Source organism: Tateyamaria omphalii (genome assembly GCF_019802125.1).
Classification (GTDB): Bacteria; Pseudomonadota; Alphaproteobacteria; order Rhodobacterales; family Rhodobacteraceae; genus Tateyamaria; species Tateyamaria omphalii_B.
On record NZ_JAHVHT010000003.1, the window covers coordinates 343,863 to 366,887 of the forward strand.

The 23,025-nt window shown below is 61.5% G+C and carries 23 protein-coding genes; 17 read left to right on the top strand and 6 right to left on the bottom strand.

Features of this window, described 5'->3' with window-relative positions:
* Positions 1-2 precede the first annotated feature (2 nt).
* Positions 3-1,004, top strand: a complete 1,002-nt coding sequence (locus KUV51_RS14080) for a LacI family DNA-binding transcriptional regulator (protein ID WP_222522267.1) — start codon at positions 3-5, stop codon at positions 1,002-1,004.
* A 30-nt stretch (positions 1,005-1,034) separates the two neighbouring features.
* Here KUV51_RS14080 and KUV51_RS14085 read toward each other — a convergent pair whose 3' ends face one another.
* The 4 genes from KUV51_RS14085 to KUV51_RS14100 all read right to left on the bottom strand — a co-directional run bounded on the left by KUV51_RS14085 (position 1,035) and on the right by KUV51_RS14100 (position 4,798).
* Positions 1,035-1,289, bottom strand: a complete 255-nt coding sequence (locus KUV51_RS14085; protein WP_222522268.1) for a hypothetical protein — start codon at positions 1,287-1,289, stop codon at positions 1,035-1,037.
* Between the two features lie 338 nt (positions 1,290-1,627).
* Positions 1,628-2,782: a Gfo/Idh/MocA family protein gene (locus tag KUV51_RS14090; protein WP_222522269.1), complete on the bottom strand. Its 1,155-nt coding sequence runs from the start codon at positions 2,780-2,782 to the stop codon at positions 1,628-1,630.
* 3 nt (positions 2,783-2,785) lie between these two features.
* Positions 2,786-3,682 carry a TIM barrel protein gene (locus KUV51_RS14095; protein WP_222522270.1) on the bottom strand — a complete coding sequence of 299 codons (897 nt, stop codon included), beginning with the start codon at positions 3,680-3,682 and terminating at the stop codon, positions 2,786-2,788.
* Between the two features lie 12 nt (positions 3,683-3,694).
* Positions 3,695-4,798: a Gfo/Idh/MocA family protein gene (locus tag KUV51_RS14100; RefSeq protein WP_222522271.1), complete on the bottom strand. Its 1,104-nt coding sequence runs from the start codon at positions 4,796-4,798 to the stop codon at positions 3,695-3,697.
* Positions 4,799-4,917: 119 nt separating this feature from the next.
* Between KUV51_RS14100 and iolD the strand changes: the two genes are divergently transcribed.
* Genes iolD through iolG form a run of 6 tightly spaced genes read left to right on the top strand, consistent with a single transcriptional unit; the run spans position 4,918 to position 11,300 of the window.
* On the top strand, positions 4,918-6,786 hold the full coding sequence (iolD, locus tag KUV51_RS14105; RefSeq protein WP_222522272.1) for a 3D-(3,5/4)-trihydroxycyclohexane-1,2-dione acylhydrolase (decyclizing): 1,869 nt from the start codon (positions 4,918-4,920) through the stop codon (positions 6,784-6,786).
* The gene (locus tag KUV51_RS14110) at positions 6,786-7,631 is read left to right on the top strand and encodes a phytanoyl-CoA dioxygenase family protein (protein ID WP_222522273.1); all 846 of its coding nucleotides are present in this window, start codon (positions 6,786-6,788) and stop codon (positions 7,629-7,631) included. Before iolD ends, KUV51_RS14110 begins: the two co-directional genes overlap by 1 nt.
* Complete coding sequence (gene iolC, locus KUV51_RS14115) at positions 7,628-8,608, top strand: 5-dehydro-2-deoxygluconokinase (RefSeq protein ID WP_222522274.1); 981 nt, start codon at positions 7,628-7,630, stop codon at positions 8,606-8,608. The genes KUV51_RS14110 and iolC overlap by 4 nt, the downstream gene beginning before the upstream one ends.
* Before the next feature lie 13 nt (positions 8,609-8,621).
* Positions 8,622-9,476 (top strand): 5-deoxy-glucuronate isomerase, encoded by an 855-nt coding sequence (locus tag KUV51_RS14120; protein WP_222522275.1) that lies wholly within the window; start codon positions 8,622-8,624, stop codon positions 9,474-9,476.
* The gene (locus tag KUV51_RS14125) at positions 9,473-10,300 is read left to right on the top strand and encodes a class II fructose-bisphosphate aldolase (RefSeq protein WP_222522276.1); all 828 of its coding nucleotides are present in this window, start codon (positions 9,473-9,475) and stop codon (positions 10,298-10,300) included. The genes KUV51_RS14120 and KUV51_RS14125 overlap by 4 nt, the downstream gene beginning before the upstream one ends.
* Positions 10,301-10,304: 4 nt before the next feature.
* Positions 10,305-11,300, top strand: a complete 996-nt coding sequence (iolG, locus tag KUV51_RS14130) for an inositol 2-dehydrogenase (protein WP_222522277.1) — start codon at positions 10,305-10,307, stop codon at positions 11,298-11,300.
* Here the strand turns inward: iolG and hemN are convergent.
* Positions 11,297-12,649: an oxygen-independent coproporphyrinogen III oxidase gene (hemN, locus tag KUV51_RS14135; protein WP_222522278.1), complete on the bottom strand. Its 1,353-nt coding sequence runs from the start codon at positions 12,647-12,649 to the stop codon at positions 11,297-11,299. The two genes, iolG and hemN, sit on opposite strands and share 4 nt — an antisense overlap.
* Positions 12,650-12,708: 59 nt before the next feature.
* On the opposite strand from hemN, the gene fnrL reads away from it, so the two are divergent.
* The 10 genes from fnrL to ccoS all read left to right on the top strand — a co-directional run bounded on the left by fnrL (position 12,709) and on the right by ccoS (position 21,898).
* Positions 12,709-13,449 (top strand): transcriptional regulator FnrL, encoded by a 741-nt coding sequence (gene fnrL, locus KUV51_RS14140; protein ID WP_222522279.1) that lies wholly within the window; start codon positions 12,709-12,711, stop codon positions 13,447-13,449.
* 86 nt (positions 13,450-13,535) lie between these two features.
* Positions 13,536-13,943, top strand: a complete 408-nt coding sequence (locus KUV51_RS14145; protein ID WP_222522280.1) for a universal stress protein — start codon at positions 13,536-13,538, stop codon at positions 13,941-13,943.
* Between the two features lie 155 nt (positions 13,944-14,098).
* Entirely contained in the window at positions 14,099-15,724 is a 1,626-nt protein-coding gene (gene ccoN / locus KUV51_RS14150) for a cytochrome-c oxidase, cbb3-type subunit I (protein WP_222522281.1), read from the top strand.
* 12 nt (positions 15,725-15,736) lie between these two features.
* Positions 15,737-16,468, top strand: a complete 732-nt coding sequence (gene ccoO / locus KUV51_RS14155) for a cytochrome-c oxidase, cbb3-type subunit II (protein ID WP_222522282.1) — start codon at positions 15,737-15,739, stop codon at positions 16,466-16,468.
* Positions 16,469-16,477: 9 nt separating this feature from the next.
* Positions 16,478-16,681, top strand: coding sequence for a cbb3-type cytochrome c oxidase subunit 3 (locus tag KUV51_RS14160; RefSeq protein WP_222522283.1), 204 nt, complete (start codon positions 16,478-16,480; stop codon positions 16,679-16,681).
* Positions 16,674-17,549 carry a cytochrome-c oxidase, cbb3-type subunit III gene (gene ccoP, locus KUV51_RS14165; RefSeq protein ID WP_222522284.1) on the top strand — a complete coding sequence of 292 codons (876 nt, stop codon included), beginning with the start codon at positions 16,674-16,676 and terminating at the stop codon, positions 17,547-17,549. Before KUV51_RS14160 ends, ccoP begins: the two co-directional genes overlap by 8 nt.
* A gap of 190 nt (positions 17,550-17,739) precedes the next feature.
* Positions 17,740-19,173: a cytochrome c oxidase accessory protein CcoG gene (ccoG, locus tag KUV51_RS14170; protein ID WP_222522285.1), complete on the top strand. Its 1,434-nt coding sequence runs from the start codon at positions 17,740-17,742 to the stop codon at positions 19,171-19,173.
* 3 nt (positions 19,174-19,176) lie between these two features.
* The gene (locus KUV51_RS14175; protein ID WP_222522286.1) at positions 19,177-19,632 is read left to right on the top strand and encodes a FixH family protein; all 456 of its coding nucleotides are present in this window, start codon (positions 19,177-19,179) and stop codon (positions 19,630-19,632) included.
* Complete coding sequence (locus tag KUV51_RS14180; RefSeq protein ID WP_222522287.1) at positions 19,629-21,761, top strand: heavy metal translocating P-type ATPase; 2,133 nt, start codon at positions 19,629-19,631, stop codon at positions 21,759-21,761. The genes KUV51_RS14175 and KUV51_RS14180 overlap by 4 nt, the downstream gene beginning before the upstream one ends.
* Complete coding sequence (gene ccoS, locus KUV51_RS14185; protein ID WP_222522288.1) at positions 21,758-21,898, top strand: cbb3-type cytochrome oxidase assembly protein CcoS; 141 nt, start codon at positions 21,758-21,760, stop codon at positions 21,896-21,898. Before KUV51_RS14180 ends, ccoS begins: the two co-directional genes overlap by 4 nt.
* Here the strand turns inward: ccoS and KUV51_RS14190 are convergent.
* Positions 21,895-22,824 (bottom strand): 3-keto-5-aminohexanoate cleavage protein, encoded by a 930-nt coding sequence (locus KUV51_RS14190; RefSeq protein ID WP_222522420.1) that lies wholly within the window; start codon positions 22,822-22,824, stop codon positions 21,895-21,897. The genes ccoS and KUV51_RS14190 overlap by 4 nt on opposite strands.
* Between the last annotated feature and the right edge of the window lie 201 nt (positions 22,825-23,025).

The window sequence follows — 23,025 nt, forward strand, 5'->3', positions numbered from 1 at the left end:
CGTTGGCGGTAACCCTTAAAGATGTGGCCGAACGGGCAGGGGTGTCCCGCTCCGCTGTCTCGCGCTGTTTTACGCCCGGCGCGTCGATCAGCGGCAAGACCCGTGAAAAGGTGGAAAAGGCCGCCGCCGAATTGGGCTACAGTCCCAACGCGCTCGCTTCGTCCCTGACCACAGGGCGGACCAAGCTGGTCGGCGTGATTTCAAACAACTTCCACAACCCGATCTTTCTGGAAGTCTTTGACCTCGTCACCCGCGAGTTGCAGAAACGTGGCCTGCGCCCGTTGCTTGTAAACCTGTCAGACGAAACCGACCCATCGAATTCTGTGCGCCTGCTCCGGCAATACTCGGTCGACGCAGTGATCGTCGCATCCTCGACACTTCCGGTGAGCTTTGCCGAGAGTTTCCATGAGGCAGGAATGCGCGTCGTTCATTCCTTTGGCCGGCTCACGGATGCGCCAAAAATCAATGTCCTCGGCATCGACAACATCGAAGCAGGCCGCATCGCGGCGCGTGAGTTGATCAAGCGCGGTTACCGCCATGTCGGGTTTCTGGCCGGGCCGCTCAGTGCCACCTCGACCCGCGACCGTCACACTGGGTTTGTCGAAGAGTTGGGGCGCCACCCCGATGTGTCCCTTTCGGTCAGCTATGCTGCGGCCTACTCCTTTAGCGCAGGTCGTGATGAAATGGCACGCTTGTTGTCGATGGGACCGGCCGAAGCGTATTTCTGCGGTGACGATGTGCTATCCATCGGTGCACTGTCTGCGATCAAAGAGGCCGGGCTGTCCGTCCCCGACGACGTGGGCATTCTCGGCCTCAACAATATGGAAATGGCAGCATGGGAGCTGATAGATCTCACCACGATCCATAATCCCATCGACGACATTGTGCGCACATCCGTCGATCTGGTCGAAGCGATGCTGGATGGCGAGGAAACGGTTGCGCAATCCCTGACCTTTGATTGCCATGTCGTGGAACGTGGGACCCTTCGCCCGCCCGTTACCTGAGAACAGGTTGAACGCGCCCGTTCTGTATCTTTAGGGCGCGCAAAGACTGTTGTCTGCAACCCGCATCGAACCCGCTTCCACTCTTGGCTTTCCCATCTTTATCCGCAGGTCGGCGAACGAGTGCCCAATCGCGGTGCACTTGCACAGGGTGAGCCCTGTTTCCAATTGGATCAACACAAGGTCGTCTTCCTCGAAGCCCAGCCAGAAACCCGTGCGCTCGAGAGCATCCAAAAGCTCACTCCAGCTTTGCGCGGCGCGGAAGGCCGGGGCGAGGAAACAGGCCAACGCCACCGCCGTTTCACAGTCCAGAACCGACGTGCCCTTGCCACGGCTGGAACTTGTCCATCTGTTTGGCCGAATGTCGCCATCAATACAGGCGGGAGGCGGCGGAGCCCCCGCATATGTGTGTTTTGGAAAGTTGGCGTGTTCAAACATCTCACTTACCAATCCTCTTCTGGGCGTCTCTGTTCCAAAAAAGATGGGCGCATGATGTGAAAGTGTTCCGCTTCCAACGATGAACGGCGGCTGAAGGAGCTGTTAATGGCGGATGTCCGACTTGGTTTACATCGAGCCGCAAACGGAGGGGCGTGGCCGCGACCGTCCACACCTTTTGCAATTAACCCCTAGCGGAACATCGGAGGGCGTGCATCCAGCCAGGTACCGTGCTGCTTGCCGCTTTCGGCGACTGCAAAGACCGCCGCCATGGACCGCAGCCCGTCCTCCGCCCGCGGATATAGGTTCGCCGCCGGATCCATCAATCGCCCCTCCTTGCGCGCCCGGATCGCCTCGGCCAGATCGGTGTAGATATTGGCAAAGGCCAGCGGCATCCCCTCGGCATGGCCGATTGTCACGCGCGTTGTGCGGTCAGCCTCAGGCGACAGGTTCGCCTCACCTCGTTCGATAACCTGCAACCGGTCGTTAAGAGGCATGTAGTAAAGCTGGTTGGGTTGTTCCTGCGACCACCGCAAACCGCCCGTCTCGCCAAAGACCTGAATGCCCAGCCCATGCTGCCGTCCGATGGCCACGGACGATGTCCAAAGTCGCCCGACCGCGCCACCATCCATGCGGAAGTTGACCATCGCGTCGTCTTCGAGCGTGCGCACGTCGATGCAGGACACGGTGTCGGCGCTGAGTTTTTCCACCTCTTGTCCGGTCACGAAGGAGGCCATGTGCAGGGCGTGGATGCCGCAATCGGCAAATTGTGCCGACACGCCCGCCTGTGCGGGGTCGTAGCGCCAGCGGACGCGGGGGTTGTCGGCGTCTGTGGCGTCGGCGTGGTGGCCGTGGGCGAATTCCGCCACGACCAGCCGCACCTTGCCGATGTCGCCGCGCGCCACCATCGCCCGCATGTGCCGCACCAGCGAGTAGCCCGTGTAGCCGTAGTTTACCGCGCAGATATTGCCTGTCTTGCGGGCGATTTCGACGATTTCCTGACCCTCTTCGACCGTCATGGTCATGGGCTTTTCGCAGAGCACGTGAAAGCCCCCTTCCAGGAAGGCTTTGGTGATCTCGTAATGGGTGGCGTTGGGTGTGGCGACGGTGACGAGGTCGATCTTGTCGTCGCGTTTGCGCTCGCCTTCCAGCATGTCCTGCCAGGAGCCGTAGGCCCGGTCGCCGAGCCCGAGCCGTTGGCCGTAGTCGCGCCCTTCCTCGGGGCGGTGATCCAGTGCCCCTGCGGTGAAGTCAAAGAGGCCGTCGAGCCCCGCGCCCAGGCGGTGGGCCGGTCCGATTTGGGACCCTTCGCCGCCGCCGATCATGCCCCATTGGAGTTTTTGCATGGTTTACGCCCCTTCGAAGCCAATGGATTGGAGGTAGGCGCGGTTCAGTTTCGCGTCGTCTATGGGGGAGGTGTCGCCCGCCGGGTCGCAATCCTGCTCGACAGTGCACCAGCCATCGAAGCCATGGTCGAGCAGCACTTGCCGGACGGCAGGGAAGTCCACGTCGCCGTCACCTAAGTTGCAGAAGATGCCTTGACCGCAGGCGTCATAGAACCCGGTGCGCTTGGCGATCACATCCGCTTTCACCTTCGGGTCGATGTCCTTGAAGTGCATGTAGCTGATGCGGCCAATGTGCTTTTGCATGAAGGCCACGGGATCGAACCCGGCATAGGAATGATGACCGGTGTCAAAGCAGATCTTGAGAATATCCTCATCGACCTCGTCCAGCAGTCGTTCAAGCTCCGGCTCAAAGTCGATGAACCCGGCAGCGTGCGCATGCATGCCCACGGTCAGGCCGTATTCTTCGGCCCCCATCTTGGCAACAGTCGCGATGCGGTCGCGGAAGGCGGTCCATTCGGCCTTGTCCATCTGTTCCGCCTCACTCGCGCGGCCAGCGGTGGGCGCGCGCCGTTCCGAGATGGAATCGATCAGCACCAAGTGTTGCGCGCCATGCGCCTTCAGCGCTTTGCAGGTCCGAACAGCACCGTCCATCACGTCGTCCCATGCTGCCGGGTCGTGGAACGGGCGAAAGACAACACCGCCCACCAGCTCTTGCCCGAATTCCTCTAGTGCATCACCGAGCACCGCAGGGTCTTCGGGCATGAAGCCCACCGGGCCCAACTCAATGCCGGTGTAGCCCGCATCCGCGTTCTCCTGCAGCACCTTGCGCCAGGCCGGGTTGCGCGGGTCGTCCGCGAATTCCACGCCCCAGGAACAGGGGGCATTGCCGATCTTGATCATGTCTTGAACCTTTCAGAAATCCGCCACGTTGACCCATGTCTCTGCCCGAGACGATGCAAGGGCCGCAGCCACAACTTGATTGACGCGCAGGCCTTCCTCGAACGTCGGCCAGACGGGCTCACCCGTGTGGATCGCGGTCAGAAAGTCCTTGGCCTCGATGATGATCTGGTCCTGGTAGCCGGTGCCATGCCCCGGCCCCTGGCAAAAGGGCAGGTAATCGGGATGCTCAGGCCCGGTTAGGATTTTGCGAAAGCCGCGCTCGGCCTCGGGCCCCTCGGCGGTGTAAAGCCAGAGCGCATTCTGGTCTTCGCCATCAAAGCGAATGGCGCCGCCCGTGCCATAGATGTCATAGGCATAACCCATCTTGCGCCCCGTCGCGACGCGGCTGATGAACAGGCTGCCGTTGATGCCGGAGGCAAAGCGCAGCGTCAGATAGGCCTGATCGTCATTGGTCACCTCAACGCCACCGCGCATGGGATGCACGGTCTCAACACGGGCAAACAGCGCCTCAATCGGGCCCATGAGCGCCTGCGCACAGTTGATGGGGTGGGGGGCCAGATCGCCCATGCAGCCATTGGCGTCCCCTTGGGCGCGCCAGGTGCCGGGATCGTTCGGGTCGGCAAAAAAGTCTTCGGTCATCTCGCCGCGAAAGGATGTAACCTGACCGATGCGCCCCTCGGCCACCAGCTTGCGGGCATACTGCGTGGCGGGGGTCTTGGCGTAGTTGAAGCCGACCATGTTGGCGACGCCCGCGGCCTTGGCTGCCGCCACCATCTCGCGCGCGTGATCCGGCGTTTCGGCCAGCGGTTTCTCGCAGAGCACCGGCTTGCCCGCGGCAAAGGCGACAAAGGCGATGTCCCGGTGCGTGTCCTGGGGGGAGGCGATGACGATGGCCTCGACCTTCGGGTCGTTGACCAGCGCTCGCCAGTCGGAGGTTGCACGTGCAAATCCATAGGTTGCGCGGTACTTTTCTGCCGACGCCTCGGACGTGGCGCACACCATTTCCAATCTTGGGCGCAGGGCCGTGTCGAAAACAGCGGCGACGGCGCCAAACGCCACCGCATGGGCCTTGCCCATATAGCCGCCACCGACGATCCCGATGCCGATCTCTGCCATCCGGGCTCCTCCCCCAAAAAGTGTTTGCAACCGGTTGCAATACCGGTATCGTCATTCCATCGGACGGGTCAATACAGAATCGTCACACCAGCATATCGCGCAAGCCAAGGGAGGATAGAATGGCGGGCAGCGACACCGTGCGTCTGACAACGGCTCAGGCGATCATCCGCTATCTTGCGGCGCAATACATCGAGATTGATGGCCAGGAATGGCGACTGTGCGGCGGCGGTTTCGGCATCTTTGGCCATGGCAATGTGACCTGCCTGGGCGAGGCGCTCTATGACCACCGCGACGCGCTGCCGCTTTATCGCGGGCAAAACGAGCAAAGCATGGGATTTGCGGCGGCTGGCTACGCCAAGACATGGCTGCGCCAGCGTTTCATGTTCTGCACAGCGAGCGCGGGGCCGGGCACTGCAAACCTGCTGACGGCGTCCGCGCTGGCGCACGCCAACCGCTTGCCGATGCTGATGCTATGCGGGGATACGTTTCTCACCCGCCTGCCGGACCCGGTGCTGCAACAGCTTGAGCATTTCGGCGATCCAACCTTCGGCGTGAACGACGCCTTCAAGGCAGTGACCCGCTACTGGGACCGGATCACGCACCCAGCCCAGATCATCCAGTCCCTGCCCAGTGCGATTGCCACGATGCTGGACCCTGCCGATTGCGGGCCTGCGTTTCTCGGGCTGCCGCAAGATGTGCAGGGCTGGGCCTACGACTATCCTGTCGAGATGTTTGCGAAAAAACTGCACCGCATCCGCCGCCAATTCCCCGACGCGGCAGAGGTCGCCGATGCCGCTGCAGCCCTGAAAGCGGCCAAGCGGCCGATGATCATCGCGGGCGGCGGGGTGCAATATTCCGGGGCTGTTGAAGAGTTGACGGCCTTTGCCGAGGCGACAGGCATCCCGGTGGTTGAGACCATCGCGGGCCGGGCCAACATGCTCGACACCCATCCGCTGAACTGCGGCCCCATTGGCGTGACCGGCTCGGAAAGCGCCAACGCGGTGGCCGAGAAGGCCGATGTGATCCTGTCCGTGGGCTGCCGGCTGCAGGATTTCACAACCGGGTCGTGGACCGCCTTTGCCCATGATGCGCAGATCATCGGTCTCAACGCCGGACGGCATGATGCGGGCAAGCACCGCTCACTGCCCATGGTGGGTGATGCCAAGCTGGGCCTCGAAGCCCTAGGCGCTGCCATAACAGGATATACGACACCGTCCGGCTGGGGCGATTTTGCCAAGGAAGAACGTGCCAAATGGGTGGCCTATGTCGCGGACAACGTGGCCCACGGCAACCGGCCCAACTCCTATGCTCAGGCCATCGGCGTCGTGAACGCGGCTTGCGACCCGCGCGACCGGGTTGTGGCGGCGGCAGGCGGTCTGCCCGCCGAGGTCACGGCCAATTGGCGCACGCTCGACATCGGTACCGTCGATGTGGAGTTCGGCTTTTCCTGCATGGGCTACGAGATTGCGGGCGCTTGGGGGGCACGCATCGCCCAATCCGAGCGCGAACCGGATCAGGACGTGATCACCTTCTGCGGTGATGGGTCCTATCTCTTGATGAATTCGGACATCTATTCGTCCCTTCTGTCACAGAAAAAGATGATCGTGCTGGTCCTCGACAACGGCGGTTTCGCCGTCATCAACAAACTGCAGAACAACACCGGCAATGAAAGCTTCAACAATCTTCTGAGCGATGCGCCCACCATCCCGCAGGCCTTTGCCGTCGATTTCGAAGCCCACGCCGCCAGCATGGGCGCGGCAGCGGAAACTGTCGAAAACCCCGCCGAACTGGGCGAGGCGTTCAAGCGGGCCAAGGCCAGCGACAAGACCTATGTCATCTGCATGAAGGTCGACGCCTATGAGGGTTGGACCGAGGGCGGCCATGCGTGGTGGGAGGTCGGCACGCCGCATGTCACGGACAATGACAAAGTGGCGGCTGCCCATGCAGATTGGGAATCCTCCCGCCCGAAACAGCGCAAGGGGGTGTGATGCGGACTTTCACCGCCGACACTGCCGATCCCGTCGCCATCTGTGACGAGATGCTGAATGGCCCCGGAGCCGTGCGCATCACTGGCCTTTTCTCGGACACGCAGATCGCCGATGCCCGCGCGCTGATCATGGCGCATTCGGACGGCGAGGGTGACAAGGTTACCCACTTTCAGGGCGCCGCCATGGAGGAAGGCCGCGCGAACCTGCAACGCCGGGTCTGGAACCTGCTCGCCAAGGGCGAGGTGTTCTCGGACATGGCCACGCATCCCGTCATCATGGCCGTGCTGCGCCGCTGGTTGGGGTCCGAATTCATCATGGGGTCCATCGCAGCCAACCGTATCCTGCCTGGCGGGCCGGGGCAGGAGCCGCATATCGACTTCCCCTATTGGGATTTCCATGCGCCCGACACGCACCCGATAGGCCTGAACGCCAGCTTTCCCATGAATGCGCAGGTCACTATCGCGCTCGACCCGTTCACCGAAGAAAGCGGGGCGACGGCCTATCTGCCCGGCACGCAAAAGGACATGCGCTATCCCACGGCAGAGGATCACGACCATTTCTATGCCAATTGCGCGCGCATGACGGGCGCGCCGGGCGACACGGTGATCTTCTTTGGCGCGGCCTGGCATTGCGCAATGCCCAACAACGCCGACCACGACCGCAACGCGGTTCTCATCAACTACATCCCGAAATTCGTGAAGCCGCTGGAGGATATGCCGGGCGCATTGCCCCAATCCTTCCTTGATGCGGCGCGCCCCGAGTTGCGCCAGCTTCTGGGCTTCAACTACAAATACCCGGAAATTCTGGACGAGGCGGACGCCGTGAACGCCGAGGGCATCACATGAGTGCGCTTCTGGACGGCATCAAGGCCAATGATTTTGTAATCGTGGGCCGCGCGGGCATCGACTTTTTCACCGATGTGGGCGTACGGGCCGAAGATGCCGAACGGTTGACAGTTGACCTTGGCGGATCGGCGGCCAACATCGGGGCAGGCATCTGCAAGCTGGGCGGCAAGGCCGCGCTGGTCACGTCCGTGTCCGACGACTCGGTTGGCAGTTACTGCATCAACCGCCTTCAACACTACGGCGTAAACACCAATCACGTGCAGCGGGTGGGCGGCGAATACCGCAACTCGCTGGCCTTCTATGAAAGTGTGCTCGAGGGGCACCGGAACGTCATCTATCGCAATGGGGCGGCGGACTTTCAAATGACGGTCGCGGATGTCGAGGCGGTAGACTACACCCGTTACGGCGCGCTGATTACCGCAGGCACAGTCTTTGCCGCCGAACCCTCGCGCAGCGCCACGTTCCGTGCCTTCGAACTGGCCAAGGCGGCGGGCCTGCCCATCATCTTCGACGTCGATTATCGCCCCTATTCCTGGCCGTCGCCGGAGGTGGCCGCAGAGGTGCTCAGTCGCGCGGCAGAGACGTCGGACATGATCGTCGGCAATGACGAGGAATTCGGCTTCATGGCGGGCGGTATGGACAAGGGGCAGGCCAAGGCCCGCGCTCTGTCCGAAACAACTGCAGACATCGTGATTTACAAGATGGGCGAGAAAGGGGCCGTCACCTATGCAGGCGGCGAAGAGATCGCCACAGGCATCTACCCCGTCACTGCCGTCAAACCGAACGGGGCGGGGGATGCCTTCATGGCGGGGCTCATGACCGGCATCGCCGACGACAACGACCTGCGCACGGCCATCCTGCGCGGCTCGGCCTGCGCGTCCATCACCGTCTCGCAACCGGGCTGCGCGCCCGCCATGCCAACACCTGACCTGTTGGATGATTTTCTGACCAATCATCCCGGTCCGACACCAGCTTAAAGGAGGCACGCCGATGCATATCGCGCCTTTCGACAACCAGAACAAACCCATCGTGGACGCCGACGACCCGACCGTCCCGCTGAACTACTTCAACATCGTGAAGTTGAAGAAGGGCGAGGCGTTTGAATACTCCGTGCCCGGCTACGAGACATGCATTGTGCCTGCCACAGGCACCGTTGATGTGAACGTCGAAGGGTTCAAGGCCGATGCCCTGGGCGGGCGCGGTGTGGACGTATGGGACGGTGAGCCCGAAGGCGTTTATGTCCCTACCGCTGCGAAGGCCGAGATGGTCTGTACCTCGGACGAGGCCGAAATCTTCGTCGCAGGCGCGAAATACGACAAGGTGCTCGACGCCTTCGCCGTCCGTAATGACGAGCTGGACCTCGTCCAATACGGCTCGGATGACACGAAAACACACCGCAAGATCAAGCACATCCTCGGCACAAAATATCACGACAAGGTCGGCCGCCTGCTGGTGTCCGAACTCTTCACGGTGGGGCAGGGCGGCTGGTCCGGCTTTCCAAGCCACAAGCACGACACCGACCGCTCGAAGGCGGGCGAGATCATCGAAACCCGCCATGACGAGACCTATAACTTCCGCTTCCGGCCCAACCACGGCTCGGGCGTGCAGATGCTGCAGCGCGAGGATGGCAAGGCGGGCGACGCCTATCACATCGTGGATGGCTCCACGATCTGCCTCGACAACGGCTACCATCCCTGCGCGGTGCTGCCGGGCTACGAGATGTACTATTTCACCATCCTTGGCGGGCTCAGCCAGCGCAGTCTGGTGCAGTATTTCCAGCCCACCCATGCCTACCAGATCGAAACGATCCCGGGCATCAAGGACATGATCGCGAAGTTCAAATGACCCTTGCAACGCTGGCAGAGGTGCTGGGCCCGGCCAAGGCCCAAGGCTACGCCGTGGCGGGGTTGGTCACGCTGGGCTGGGAAGACATGTGCGCCTACGTGGCGGCCGCCGAGGCCGAAGGGTGTCCGGTGATCCTGCAAGCCGGGCCATCCTGCCGCGCGCACACGCCGCTGCCCATCCTGGGCAAGATGTTCCGCCATCTGGCCGAACGAGTATCCGTGCCGGTCGTGGCGCATCTGGACCACGGCTATACCTTTGATGAATGCAAAGAGGCGCTGGACAGCGGCTTCACTTCGCTCATGTTTGACGGCTCGCGTAAGCCCCTGACCGAGAACATTGCCGAGACCAAGGCCATCGTCGATATGGCCCATGCTGCGGGCATTTCCTGCGAGGGCGAGATCGGGTTTGTGGGCTACGACAATGGCGAAGCGTCCGCAGGGACTGACCCAACAGAGGCCGCGCAGTTCGCGGCAGAAACGGGCGTCGATGCCATGGCGATTTCCGTGGGCAACGTCCACCTTCAGACGGATCAGTCTGGCGGTCTGGACGAAGATCGTATTGCGGCCATTCAGGCCGTAACAGATGTACCGCTGGTGATCCACGGAGGCTCCGGCGTGCCATCAGCGCAACGCCGCAAGCTCGCCACCCAAACCAATATCTGCAAGTTCAACATCGGGACCGAGCTGCGGCAGGCTTTTGGCCATGCTCTACGCGAGGCCGTCAACGCCGACCCCGACCGCTTCGACCGGGTGCAGATTTTGAAAGACACGCATGACCCTGTCGTCGCGGCCACGCGCACGGTCCTGAAAACAATGAGAGGCTAAGCCCATGATCAACATCGCACTTCTGGGCTGCGGCCGCATCGGGCAGGTCCACGCCCGCAGCGTGATGGGGCTCGACGGCGCGCAGGTCGCTGCAGTGGCAGACGCTATGCCGGAGGCGGCCGAGGCGTTGGCGAAACGCACGGGCGCAAAGGTGATGGAGGTCGAGGATATCCTCGCCGCCTCCGACATCGACGCAGTGGTGATCGGCACGCCGACGACAACCCACTACGACCTGATCCATGGTGCGGCGCGCGCAGGCAAGGCGATCTTCTGCGAAAAGCCCATCGACCTGAACGCGGCCCGCATCCGGGATTGCCTTGCCGTGGTAGAACAGCACGATGTGCCGTTCTTCATCGCCTTCAACCGGCGTTTCGATCCGAACTTCCGCACCCTGAAAACCCAGATCGACGCGGGCCGCATCGGCAAGGTTGAGATGGTGACGATCCTGTCCCGCGACCCATCGCCACCACCCATCGGGTACATCAAGACCTCTGGCGGTCTTTTCCGTGACATGATGATCCATGATCTGGACATGGCACGGTTTCTGCTGGGCGAGGACCCGGTAGAGATCTTTGCCCACGGCTCTTGCCTCGTGGACCCGGCGATTGGAGGGGCGGGGGATGTCGACACGGCGATGGTGAGCCTGCGGACCGCTTCCGGCACGCTGTGCCAAATCTCCAACTCGCGCCGTGCCGCCTATGGCTATGACCAGCGGATCGAGGTGCATGGAGAAGAGGGCATGTTGCGCGCCGACAATGTCCTGACGTCCACTGTCGAAGTCTCCGATGCGAGTGGCTTCACACGCGCCCCGACCGAGCCGTTCTTTCTTGAACGCTATGCCGCCGCCTACACCGCCGAGATGCAGCATTTTGTCGAGGTGCTGACCGCTGGTACCCCGCCGAACCCGAGCGGGATCGACGGCTACAAGGCCCAAGTGATGGCGGATGCGGCGCAGGCCTCTTACGAGGCAGGGACGCCGCAGGCACTGGTATTCGACTAGATCGCTGCGCTGTAGGTCCGCTTGTCGGTCTGTGCGGTCTGTTCCGTAGCAAAGGTGCCGGCGATCATCCGCACCAGCGGGTGTGCCCAGCGTGTGATTGTCAGCGTCTTGCCGTCCCAGGACACGGCATCGCCGAACCGATCAACGATGTGCTGGATGTTGGACAAGATCGTCTGATCGGCCCGTTGTGACAGTGACAAGGTCGCCGCGTGATAGCACATGAGCTGTTCGACGATGTCGGCGCGCAGGTGATCACTTTCCGTCAGCACGTAGCCGCGCCAAAGGGCGGGTTCGTTGGCTTCCACCTGAGCGGCGTACTTGCCCGTGACGGGGATGTTTTGCGCAAACCCCTGCGGATAGGTCGAGATTGCCGATGCGCCGAGCCCAACCAGGTAAGGGGCGGTGTCGTCCGTGTACCCTTGGAAGGACCGTGTGAGGCGCTTGTTGAAAAACGCTTGCGCCAGCGCGTCGTCGGGGCGGGCGAAGTGGTCAATGCCGATTTGCACGTAGCCGCTTCCCAGCAGCGTCCGGCGCGCGAGATCAAACAGCGCAAGGCGTTTTTCGGGCGCAGGAAGCGCGTCGCTGGGGATCAGGGACTGGCGTTTCGACATCCAGGGCACGTGGGCATAGCCGAAAAGCGCGATACGGCCCGGTTCCATCTCCAGCGCGGACTCCAAGGTAGCGGTGAGCGTTTGTTCCGTCTGGTAGGGCAGGCCGTAGAGCAGGTCGAAATTCAACGCGTTCACGTTCAGTGCGCGCAATTGGTCTACGACGCTGGCGGTCAGGTCACGCGACTGCTCGCGCCCGATGGCCTGCTGAACCTGCGGGTCAAAGTCCTGAATGCCGAGACTGGCGCGCGACAGGCCGTGCTGTTTGAGCATGGCAAGGCGTTTAGGACCAACATCTGTCGGGTCCACTTCGACTGAGAATTCGTCGAGCGCGCTGAAGTCCCAGATGTCGTGCAGCCCCGTCAAAAGGTGATCAAGAACAGGCGCGGGCAGGATCGTCGGCGTTCCTCCGCCCAAATGAAGCCGCCGGGTCTGCACCCCGTTTGAAAAGCCGTTGCGCATTTGCCGGGCTTCGGTCAGCACGCGCTCAACATAGGGCGCGAGGGGGGCTTCGCTGCGCGTGCCTTGCGTACGGCAGGCACAGAACCAGCATAGTCTGCGGCAAAAGGGAATGTGGACATAAAGCGAAATCTTTGCATCCTTGGGCGCAGTGGATTGCCAGGTATGGACGCACTCCGCGTCGACCTTTTCACTGAACCAGTTTGCGGGCGGGTAGCTCGTAAAGCGTGGCACCCGTGCGTCGAAAAGCCCATGTCGGCGGAGTTCGGAAACGTGTTTCATGTGGCGAAGTTGAGTGAAGCGCCTGTTGCGTGCATTGACCCAGATCAACGGAGGGCGGGATGAACAAACCGCTGACGGCCATCGAAAATTGCTCAAGCTGCCCGATCCGCCACAGGGCGGTGTGCGCGCGCTGCGATGATGACGAGCTGGTCGAGCTGAACGCGATCAAGTTCTACAAGTCCTATTCTGCAGGCCAGACCATCGCGATGCGTGGGGATGCGTTGGACGTCGTTGCCTCGGTCGTAATGGGGACAGCGACCCTCGAACGCGCGATCGAGGACGGTCGGACGCAGTTGGTCGGTTTGCTTTTGCCATCGGACTTCATTGGTCGTCCGGGCCGGTCCACGCTCCAATATGATGTCACCGCTGTGACAGACGTGACGCTGTGCTGTTTTTACCGCAAACCGTTCGAGGATTTGCTGGTACGTATCCCGCACGTCCAGGAACGGATGCTTGAGATGGCGCTGGACGAACTGGACGCGGCCCGCGACTGGATGCTGCTTCTGGGCCGCAAGACGGCGCGCGAGAAGATCGCGAGTTTCCTGATGCTGATCGCGAAGCGGACCGTGCATCCAGATGGGCGTGTCCTTGGGGATACCTCGCGAATCGAATTGCCGATCAGCCGCGAGGCGATGGCCAATTTCCTCGGTCTGACCATCGAAACCGTCAGCCGACAATTCACAGGTTTGCGCAAGGATGGCGTGATCGAACTGGATGGCAATCGCAGTGTGATTGTGCCCGATCTTGAAACATTGCTTCTGGAAAGTGGTGACGATTCCGATGGTGGCCCGCTGGTCTGACGTGACCACCTCTTGATCCACATCAACGCAGTCATGTGCATTGCGGCCTATCCCTTTTGACCGAAAGGTCGAAGGAGGGCTGTTTCATGTACAAAAACATTTTGATCCCGGTCGCGTTCGGGGAAGATCGCGATCACCAGCGCGCGGAGGAGGTGGCGAAACACCTGTCTTCAGAGGGCGCGCTGATCACGCTTTTGCATGTCTTGGAACAGATCCCGGTCTATGCGGCCGAGTTCGTTCCCTCCGATCTGGTGATCGGCAACCGCGAGCGTCTGGCACAGCGGTTGCAGGTCATGGCGGCCGAATTGCCAAATGCGCAGAGCGCGCTGATCGAGGGCGCCACAGGTCGGAGCATTACCGACTATGCGCAGAAGCATAGTGTGGATCTGATCGTGATTCCGTCTCACCAACCTGCACTTTCGGACATCCTGCTGGGTTCGACTGCGGCCTGGGTGACACGCCACGCGCCCTGCGCGGTGCATGTCATACGGTAAATGCCGGTGTCTTGATCCAGATCAACGCGCGCAAGGCGGCGCGGGCCTAATCCACCAACATACGAACAGGTCTGTTGTCCCCGCGGGGACAGTGCGCAGACGCGCGCAGGTCCCTCAAGCCAAGGTGATCAGTGCGAATTTGCAAAGGAAAGAGAATGTGGGACTACATTAAACTCATTTTGCTTGGCCTCGTCGCCCTGTTTGCTGCCATCGCAGCGGATTGGGGCCACGATCTGGCCTATAAACTGCACGCCGCGCTGATCTTTGTGATCGCTGCGGGCATGTTCATTTGGCAGGTTCGCCAGATCGACAGCGACAAGCCCCAAGTCGACACGTCCGGTTACATGGACGGTGTGATCCGCGCGGGCGTGATCGCCACGGGGTTCTGGGGCGTCGTGGGCTTTTTGGCCGGGGTGTTCATCGCCTTCCAACTGGCCTTTCCCGCGCTGAACTTCGATTGGGGACAGCCTTTCACAAACTTCGGACGCCTGCGCCCGCTGCACACCAGCGCGGTGATTTTCGCGTTTGGGGGCAACGCGCTGATCATGTCGTCATTCTATATCGTGCAACGCACATGCGGCGCGCGGCTGTGGGGCGGCAACACGGCGTGGTTCGTGTTCTGGGGCTATCAGCTGTTCATCGTGATGGCGGCGACCGGCTACCTGCTGGGCGCGACGCAGTCCAAGGAATATGCCGAGCCTGAGTGGTATGTGGACATTTGGCTGACCATCGTCTGGGTCGCCTTTCTGGCGGTCTACATGGGCACGATCTTCAAGCGGCAGGAAAAGCATATCTATGTCGCGAACTGGTTCCTGCTCGCCTTTATCATCACCGTGGCGATGCTGCACATCGTCAACAACCTGAGTATTCCGGTCTCCCTGCTGGGCTCCAAGTCCGTGCAGGTCTTTTCGGGCGTGCAGGATGCGATGACGCAGTGGTGGTATGGCCACAACGCGGTGGGCTTCTTCCTGACCGCCGGTTTCCTCGGCATGATGTATTACTTCGTGCCGAAGCAGGCGGGCCGTCCCGTTTACAGCTACAAGCTGTCGATCATCCACTTCTGGGCGCTGATCTTCCTCTACATCTGGGCTGGTCCGCACCACCTCCACTACACCGCGCTGCCCGACTGGGCCTCGACCTTGGGCATGGTGTTCTCGATCATCCTGTGGATGCCGAGTTGGGGTGGCATGATCAACGGTCTGATGACGTTGCAAGGCGCGTGGGACAAGCTGCGCACCGATCCGATCATCCGGATGATGGTGATCAGTCTGGCGTTCTACGGCATGTCGACCTTTGAAGGGCCGATGATGTCCATCAAGGCGGTCAACAGCCTCAGCCACTACACCGACTGGACCATTGGTCACGTGCACTCCGGTGCGCTGGGTTGGAACGGCATGATCACCTTTGGCGCGCTCTACTTCCTGACGCCGCGCCTGTGGGGCCGCAAGCAGATGTATTCGATGGCTGCCATCGACTGGCACTTCTGGCTCGCGACCATTGGCATCGTGCTTTACGCGGCATCCATGTGGGTGACCGGTATCATGGAGGGCCTGATGTGGCGCGAAGTCGATGCCCAAGGGTTCCTGGTGAACTCGTTCGCAGATACCGTGAGCGCGAAATTCCCGATGTATGTGGTGCGTGGATTGGGCGGGGTTCTGTACCTGACCGGCGCCTGCATCATGATCTGGAACATGTGGATGACCATCCGGGGCGGCGCGCCCGTCCGTGTGGCCCCGCCGGCAGCCCCTGTTGCTGCGGCTCAACCTGCACAAGCTGCGTAAGGAGAAACAACCATGAAACAAGGATTTCTTCAGCGCCACCAAGTGCTTGAACGCAGTCCGACGCTTCTGTTCGTCTTCTCGCTGCTGACCGTGTCCGTCGGCGGGATCGTGGAGATCGCACCGCTTTTCTACCTCGAAAACACGATTGAGGAGGTGGAGGGCGTGCGGCCCTACAGCCCGCTGGAACTGGCCGGACGCGATATCTACATCCGCGAGGGCTGCTATGTCTGCCACAGCCAGATGATCCGCCCCATGCGGGACGAGGTTGAGCGCTATGGTCACTACTCGCTGGCGGCGGAGTCGAAATACGATCACCCGCACCAGTGGGGGTCAAAGCGGACAGGGCCTGATCTGGCCCGCGTGGGTGGCCGGTACTCGGATGCATGGCATGTCGATCACCTGATGGACCCGCAGTCCGTGGTGCCGGAATCGATCATGCCGAAATATGCCTTCCTTGCCGATGCGGTCATAGATGGCGAGCGGATAGAGGATCTGTTGCGCACCCATCGCTTCGTCGGCGTACCGTATACCGACGAGATGATCGCACAGGCCTCTGCCGATTTCAGGGTGCAGGCCGATCCGGATGGCGACTGGGATGGTCTGGTCGAACGCTATCCCGGAGCCGTGGTGTCCAACTTCGATGGCCAGCCCGAGCTGACCGAGATGGATGCGCTGATCGCTTATCTGCAGATGCTGGGCACGTTGGTCGACTTCTCGACCTTCACCCCGGACCCGACCCGATAGGAGGCTGACATGGAAACGACATATTCCATTCTGCGAGAATTTGCGGGCAGCTGGGCTTTGGTTGCAATGATGCTCTTCTACATATCGGCCTGCCTTTATGCGGTCCGACCTTCAGCCAAGGCGGCCAATGACGAGGCCGCTGGCATCCCCCTGCGAAACGACACTGACGCGCACCTGGATGCGCAAGAACCGGAGGCCAAGCAAGATGGCTGATGAGAACAAAGACATTGATCAGGTCACCGGGACGGACACCACCGGACACGAATGGGACGGGATCAAGGAGTTGAACAATCCTCTACCGCGCTGGTGGCTCTGGACCTTCTACGGCACGGTGGCCTGGGGTCTCGCCTATACAATCGCCTATCCGGCATGGCCGCTTGTCAACTCCGCGACGCAGGGATTGTTGGGGTATTCCACCCGTGCAGAGGTTGCCGAACGGATTGCCGAGGTTGACGCCCGAAATGCCGAGGTGTCGGAACGTCTGGCGGCTGCCGATCTGTCGACGCTGGCGCCGGACGATCCGGCCCACCGCTTCGGTGTTGCCGGTGGCGCATCTGTGTTCCTTGCCAATTGCTCGCAATGTCATGGTCAAGGTGCGGCCGGTGTGCAGGCGGCGGGCTATCCCAACCTGCTGGACGACGCATGGCTGTGGGGCGGGACGCTGGAAGAGATCGAGTACACGGTCCGCCACGGTATCCGGAACGAGACCGACCCCGACGCCCGCTGGTCCGAGATGCCTGCCTTTGGCGACATCCTGTCTGACGAGGAGATCGGCCAGACAGTCGAATACGTGCTTGCCATATCAGGTCAGGAGCATGACGCGGCCATGGCTGAGCAGGGCATGGTCTGGTTCGAAGAACAGTGCAGCGCCTGTCACGGTGTCAATGGTGAAGGGGACCGGTTGCAGGGCGCGCCGACGCTCAACGATGCCATCTGGCTCTATGGCGGGGATCGCGAGACCCTGACCGAGACGGTCACTTACTCCCGCTTCGGCGTGATGCCTGCCTGGGGCGAGCGGCTGGACGAGTACGAGATCAAAGCCGTCACGCTCTACCTGCACCAGTTGGGAGGCGGCGAGTAACCCTCGCGGTCTTCTCACCACGCCGCGCGTCGGGCGCATTTACGCCCCTTTGGAGGCGATGCGCGGCGGTCCCGGTCTCTGTCCTGTTCGTACCATGCAGAGACCGGGATTTCCCTTTCATGCTTGATCCAGATCAAGGCTGTGCGACCCGGCGATGTGCAGGGTACGCTTACGAACAGGACAACCGAAAATGACACAGTCTCCGGCTACTCCGCCGCCGCTCTATGCGCCGCGCGAACCGATCTTTCCCCGCAGGGTGAAGGGCACGTATCGCACGCTCAAATGGTGGATCATGGGCGTGACCCTGGCCATCTACTACCTGACCCCCTGGATCCGTTGGGATCGTGGCCCGAACCTGCCTGATCAGGCGGTTCTGGTCGATCTGGCGGGGCGGCGTTTCTATTTCCTTTGGATCGAGATCTGGCCGCATGAATTCTATTTCGTGGCCGGTCTGCTGATCATGGCGGGCCTTGGCCTGTTTCTTTTCACCTCGGCCTTGGGTCGTGTGTGGTGCGGTTATACCTGCCCGCAGACCGTGTGGACCGACCTGTTCATACTGGTGGAGCGCTGGATCGAAGGCGACCGCAACGCCCGTGTGCGCCTGTGGAACGCTGAGTGGTCTTTCACCAAGTTTCGCTTGCGCATGACCAAGTGGATCGTGTGGTTTTTCATCGCGCTCGCTACCGGCGGGGCCTGGGTGTTCTACTTTGCCGATGCGCCGACGCTGGCGCGGGATCTTGTCACCTTTGACGCACCGCTGGTCGCGTATTCGACCATTCTGATCCTGACCGCGACCACCTTTGTCTTTGGTGGGTTCATGCGGGAACAGGTCTGTAACTACATGTGCCCCTGGCCGCGTATCCAAGCGGCCATGATGGATGAGAGCACGCTGACCGTTGCCTATCGCCACTGGCGGGGCGAGCCGCGCGGCAAGCACATGAAGGCCGAGGATGCTGATCAGCGGGGCGACTGCATCGACTGCATGGCCTGTGTGAATGTTTGCCCTGCGGGCATCGACATCCGCGACGGGCAGCAGATGGAGTGTATCACCTGTGCCCTCTGTATCGACGCCTGCGACGAGGTGATGGAGCGGATTGGTAAGCCGCGTGGTTTGATCGACTATCTGGCGCTTTCGGATGAAGAGGCCGAGACCAACGGAGCGCCGCCGCGGCCGATTTGGCAGCACGTTCTGCGCCCGCGCACGATGCTGTATACCGCCATGTGGTCGCTGATTGGCGTAGCGCTGGTCTACGCGCTGTTCATCCGTTCCGACATCGACCTGACGGTCGAGCCGGTGCGCAATCCGCAATTCGTGACCCTGTCGGACGGGTCGGTGCGCAACGCCTATACCCTGCGTATCCGCAACCTGACGGCAGAACCGCGAGAATTCCGGGTCATGCTAACCTCGGAAGACATTCTGCGCATCGACGTGGAAAGCGACGGAGCCGTCGCCAACCATGTAACCGTGCCTGCAAACGAAACGCTGCAGGCACGCGTGTACGTGATTGCTCGGTCGCAAGACCCGGCTGCCGATGCCGAAACCACCGACCTGCGTCTATGGGTCGAAGACGTCGAAACAGACGACCGTGCTGGCGTTGCCACCATATTCAACGGAAAGGGCTGAGACATGATCAAGGAACTCAAGGGCTGGCACGTGCTTGCAATCTTCTGCACCGGTTTTGCCATCATCATCAGCGTGAATCTCACGATGGCTTTTCAAGCGGTCAGCACCTTTCCGGGGCTGGAAACCAAGAACTCCTACATGGTCAGTCAGGTCTTTGACGAAGAGCGGGAGGCGCAAGAGGCGTTGGGCTGGGATGTCCGATTGGAAACCAACGGTGACATGTTGGCTCTGTATATCGACGACGACATAGGGCCGGTTGTTCCGACCCTCAAGGCGGCCACGCTGGGCCGCGCCACTCATGTGGGCGAGGACATGATCCCTCTGTTCCGCCATGACGGAACGCGGTTTGTTGCAACCATTCCCGAATTGGCACCGGGGAACTGGAACCTGCGTCTGGCCGCCGTGGCGCCTGATGGCACCGACTTCCGTCAACGCGTTGTGCTGCGGGTGCGTCAATGACGGTCGCATCCTGCCCCGGCTGCGTTGCCGCAGGTCCCGTTGCCGAAGGGGCCGGGCGTGACGCAGGCCTGCCCACGCACGAGCTGATCCTGCCCGGCATCCATTGCGCGGCTTGCATCCGCTCGGTCGAGGGGTTGCTGAACACCCGCACTGACATTGCCGCAGCCCGTGTGAACCTGAGCCGCAAGCGCGTCGCCATCACCGCTGAGCCCGGGCTGGACCCATCCCCGTGGATCGCGGCCCTGGCCGAGATCGGGTTCGAGGCGCATGAGGCCCGCGATGCGGGCCGTCATGCCCAGGACGATGGGCTGACCATGCGCCTTGGGGTTGCTGGCTTTGCCATGATGAATGTCATGTTGCTGTCCGTGGCCGTCTGGTCCGGCGCGACCGATGCAACGCGCGACTTTTTTCACTGGATTGCCGCCGCGATTTCGTTGCCGGCCGCTGTCTATTGCGCCCAACCGTTTTTCTGGTCGGCCTGGTCGGTCCTGCGTGTCCGACGTCTGAACATGGACGTGCCGATTTCGCTGGCGATCCTGCTGGCCTGTGGCCTGTCGCTTTACGAGACAACCCAGGGCGGGGAGCACGCATATTTTGATGCCGCGTTGTCCCTGACCTTCTTCCTTCTTGGCGGGCGGGTGTTGGAAAAACGTATGCGGCAGGCGGCACGCTCAGCGGCTGCGGATCTTGCCGCTTTGGAACCTTTGCGCGTCACGCGGTTGGAAGGCGACAAGCGTGTGACGGTGGCAGTCGATGAAGTGGCAGCGGGAGACACGCTTTGGCTTGCCGCCGGATCGCGGGTGCCTGTCGACGGTGTGCTGGATAGTACTGGCGCGCAGGTGGATCGCAGCGCGCTGACCGGCGAAAGCGACGAGATTGCCGTTGCACAGGGAGAAGCGCTGACCGCAGGGGAGGTCGTGTTGACTGGTCCGGTGACCATGCACACGACCGTGGCGGCCAAAGGGTCGACCCTGCGTCGTCTGATCCAGATCGCAGCACAGGCAGAGGGCGCGCGGAGCCGGTATACGAGCCTTGCTGACCGCGCAGGGGCGATCTATGCCCCGCTGGTCCATGGTTTGTCCTTCGCTGCCTTCGTGGGCTGGTCGGTTGCGACGGGGGATTGGTACAACGCGCTGAAGATCGCCATCGCCACGCTGATCATCACCTGCCCGTGTGCACTGGGGCTGGCCGTGCCTGCCGTGGCGACGGTCGCCACAGGCCGCCTGTTCCGCATGGGGCTGTTGGTGAAGTCCGAAACCGCGCTGGAGCGGTTGGCGGAGGTAGATACCATCGTCCTCGACAAGACCGGTACGCTTTCGGCAGCCGCTTTGGTTCCACCAGCTACCATGCAGGACGATGCGCGCAGTGTTCTGAAGGCGCTTGCACAAGCATCGGCACACCCGCTCAGCCGGTCGGTCCTGCCACTGTTTAAGAGTGTTACGCCTGCGAAGCTGGAACAGGTGTCGGAGCATCGTGGGAACGGTGTCTCTGGCGTTTGGCAAGGCACAGAAGTCCGCTTTGGCAATGCGGCCTGGGCCGGTGTGGGGCAGGGGACTGTTTTGCGCATTGGTGATGTGCATCACTTGCTTGAGCGCCGGGAGCAGGTCTTTGACGACGCGGACGAGACGCTGGTGCGATTGCGCGCGATGGGGTTGGAAGTCCACATGCTGACAGGCGACAGCGCGCAGAACGCATCGCGCGTCGCTGCCGAACTGGGTGTGGACCATGTTCATGCCGAAGTAGATCCAGAAGCGAAGCAGGACCTGATAGAAGCGCTGCAAGCCGACGGGCGCAAAGTGGTCATGGTCGGCGACGGGTTGAATGACACGCTGGCCTTGACTCGCGCCTGGGCCTCCATGGCGCCGGGCAACGCGCTTGAAGCAAGCCAGAACGCCGCCGATGTGGTGCTTCTGGGTCAACACCTGTCTGGTATACCCGATGCCATCGGCATTGCCCGCAGCGCGCGGCGTCGGATTCTTGAGAACTTCGGGCTTGCGGCGTGCTACAATGCTGTGGCGATCCCGCTGGCGCTGGCTGGCTTTGCCTCGCCCCTGATGGCGGCGCTGGCCATGTCCACCAGCTCGATCACGGTGACTGTCAACGCCCTTCGCACAAAGGCAAAAACATGAACGTGCTTGTCATACTTGTTCCGTGTTCGTTGATCCTGGGTCTTGGGGCGCTTGTCGCCTTTGTCTGGACGCTGAAAAACGACCAGTATTCAGATCCCGATGGAGACGCACATCGCATCCTCCTGGATGACGACTAGAACGCGACCTTGTCGCCGCCCTTGAGGTCGAGCATCTCGCGGGCCTCGTCCGGGGTGGCGACTTCGCATCCGAGGTCTTCGATGATCCGGCGAATTTTGGTGACCTGCTGGGCATTGTTTTTGGCAAGTTGCCCGCGGCTGATGAACAGGCTGTCCTCCAGCCCCACGCGGACATTGCCGCCCATCTGGCTGGCCGTTGTTGCCAGCGGCATCTGCGCCGCCCCGGCGCCGAGCACCGACCAGCGGTAGTCGGTGCCGAACAGGCGGTCCGCGGTACGTTTCATGAAGATCAGGTTGTCTACCTCGGCCCCGATCCCGCCCAGCACGCCGAACACGAACTGCAGGAAGATAGGGGCTTTGAACAGACCTATCTCCATGCAGTGTTTCAGGTTGTAGAGATGGCCCACGTCGTAGCACTCGTGCTCGAACTTGACGTTATGCGGCGCGAGCGCGGTCGCGGCTTGCTTGATGTCGGCGAACGTATTTCGAAAAATGTTGGCTTCCGACCCGGCGATATAGTCCTTTTCCCAATCGTGTTTCCACGTGTCGTAGCGATCGGCGAGCAGGTGGAACGCAAAGTTCATCGACCCCATGTTGAGCGAACACATCTCCGGGCTAAAGCGTAGGGCTGCCTGAATGCGCTCTTCGATCCGCATGGTCGGTGCGCCGCCCGTAGTGATGTTCAGAACGGCATCCGTCGATTGCTTCACCCGTGAGAGGATGCCGCTGTAGTGATCCGGATCGACCGACGGACGGCCATCCTCAGGATCACGTGTATGCAGGTGGAGGATTGCCGCACCTGCATCGGCGGCGGCGATGGCGTGCTCTGCGATCGCGTTGTGTGTTGCGGGTAGGTGGTCGGACATGGTTGGCGTGTGGATGGCCCCGGTGACCGCGCACGTGATGATTGTCTTTTGCTTGGCTATCTTTGGGTCCTCCGGTTCAATCGGCCCGCCGCGCAACCTGTGCGATTGGGACCAATGTCTTGCTGTTCACTGATCCAGGCTGCTTTGGACGCGCCAAGTAAGTGCACGATGACAACCCGGTCCGCATGCATCAAGCCTTGGACAACTGCTTTCAGTGCAGTTCGGAGGAGTATTTGCGCATTCAAATGGGTTTTCGTGACA

What these genes read in the sequence shown, in the direction of transcription:
- KUV51_RS14090 (WP_222522269.1), bottom strand. Translation starts at nt 2,782, where the DNA reads ATGCAAAAACTCCAATGGGGCATGATCGGCGGCGGCGAAGGGTCCCAA.
- KUV51_RS14095 (WP_222522270.1), bottom strand. Translation starts at nt 3,682, where the DNA reads ATGATCAAGATCGGCAATGCCCCCTGTTCCTGGGGCGTGGAATTCGCG.
- KUV51_RS14100 (WP_222522271.1), bottom strand. Translation starts at nt 4,798, where the DNA reads ATGGCAGAGATCGGCATCGGGATCGTCGGTGGCGGCTATATGGGCAAG.
- iolD (WP_222522272.1), top strand. Translation starts at nt 4,918, where the DNA reads ATGGCGGGCAGCGACACCGTGCGTCTGACAACGGCTCAGGCGATCATC.
- KUV51_RS14110 (WP_222522273.1), top strand. Translation starts at nt 6,786, where the DNA reads ATGCGGACTTTCACCGCCGACACTGCCGATCCCGTCGCCATCTGTGAC.
- iolC (WP_222522274.1), top strand. Translation starts at nt 7,628, where the DNA reads ATGAGTGCGCTTCTGGACGGCATCAAGGCCAATGATTTTGTAATCGTG.
- KUV51_RS14120 (WP_222522275.1), top strand. Translation starts at nt 8,622, where the DNA reads ATGCATATCGCGCCTTTCGACAACCAGAACAAACCCATCGTGGACGCC.
- KUV51_RS14125 (WP_222522276.1), top strand. Translation starts at nt 9,473, where the DNA reads ATGACCCTTGCAACGCTGGCAGAGGTGCTGGGCCCGGCCAAGGCCCAA.
- iolG (WP_222522277.1), top strand. Translation starts at nt 10,305, where the DNA reads ATGATCAACATCGCACTTCTGGGCTGCGGCCGCATCGGGCAGGTCCAC.
- hemN (WP_222522278.1), bottom strand. Translation starts at nt 12,649, where the DNA reads ATGAAACACGTTTCCGAACTCCGCCGACATGGGCTTTTCGACGCACGG.
- fnrL (WP_222522279.1), top strand. Translation starts at nt 12,709, where the DNA reads ATGAACAAACCGCTGACGGCCATCGAAAATTGCTCAAGCTGCCCGATC.
- KUV51_RS14145 (WP_222522280.1), top strand. Translation starts at nt 13,536, where the DNA reads ATGTACAAAAACATTTTGATCCCGGTCGCGTTCGGGGAAGATCGCGAT.
- ccoN (WP_222522281.1), top strand. Translation starts at nt 14,099, where the DNA reads ATGTGGGACTACATTAAACTCATTTTGCTTGGCCTCGTCGCCCTGTTT.
- ccoO (WP_222522282.1), top strand. Translation starts at nt 15,737, where the DNA reads ATGAAACAAGGATTTCTTCAGCGCCACCAAGTGCTTGAACGCAGTCCG.
- KUV51_RS14160 (WP_222522283.1), top strand. Translation starts at nt 16,478, where the DNA reads ATGGAAACGACATATTCCATTCTGCGAGAATTTGCGGGCAGCTGGGCT.
- ccoP (WP_222522284.1), top strand. Translation starts at nt 16,674, where the DNA reads ATGGCTGATGAGAACAAAGACATTGATCAGGTCACCGGGACGGACACC.
- ccoG (WP_222522285.1), top strand. Translation starts at nt 17,740, where the DNA reads ATGACACAGTCTCCGGCTACTCCGCCGCCGCTCTATGCGCCGCGCGAA.
- KUV51_RS14175 (WP_222522286.1), top strand. Translation starts at nt 19,177, where the DNA reads ATGATCAAGGAACTCAAGGGCTGGCACGTGCTTGCAATCTTCTGCACC.
- KUV51_RS14180 (WP_222522287.1), top strand. Translation starts at nt 19,629, where the DNA reads ATGACGGTCGCATCCTGCCCCGGCTGCGTTGCCGCAGGTCCCGTTGCC.
- ccoS (WP_222522288.1), top strand. Translation starts at nt 21,758, where the DNA reads ATGAACGTGCTTGTCATACTTGTTCCGTGTTCGTTGATCCTGGGTCTT.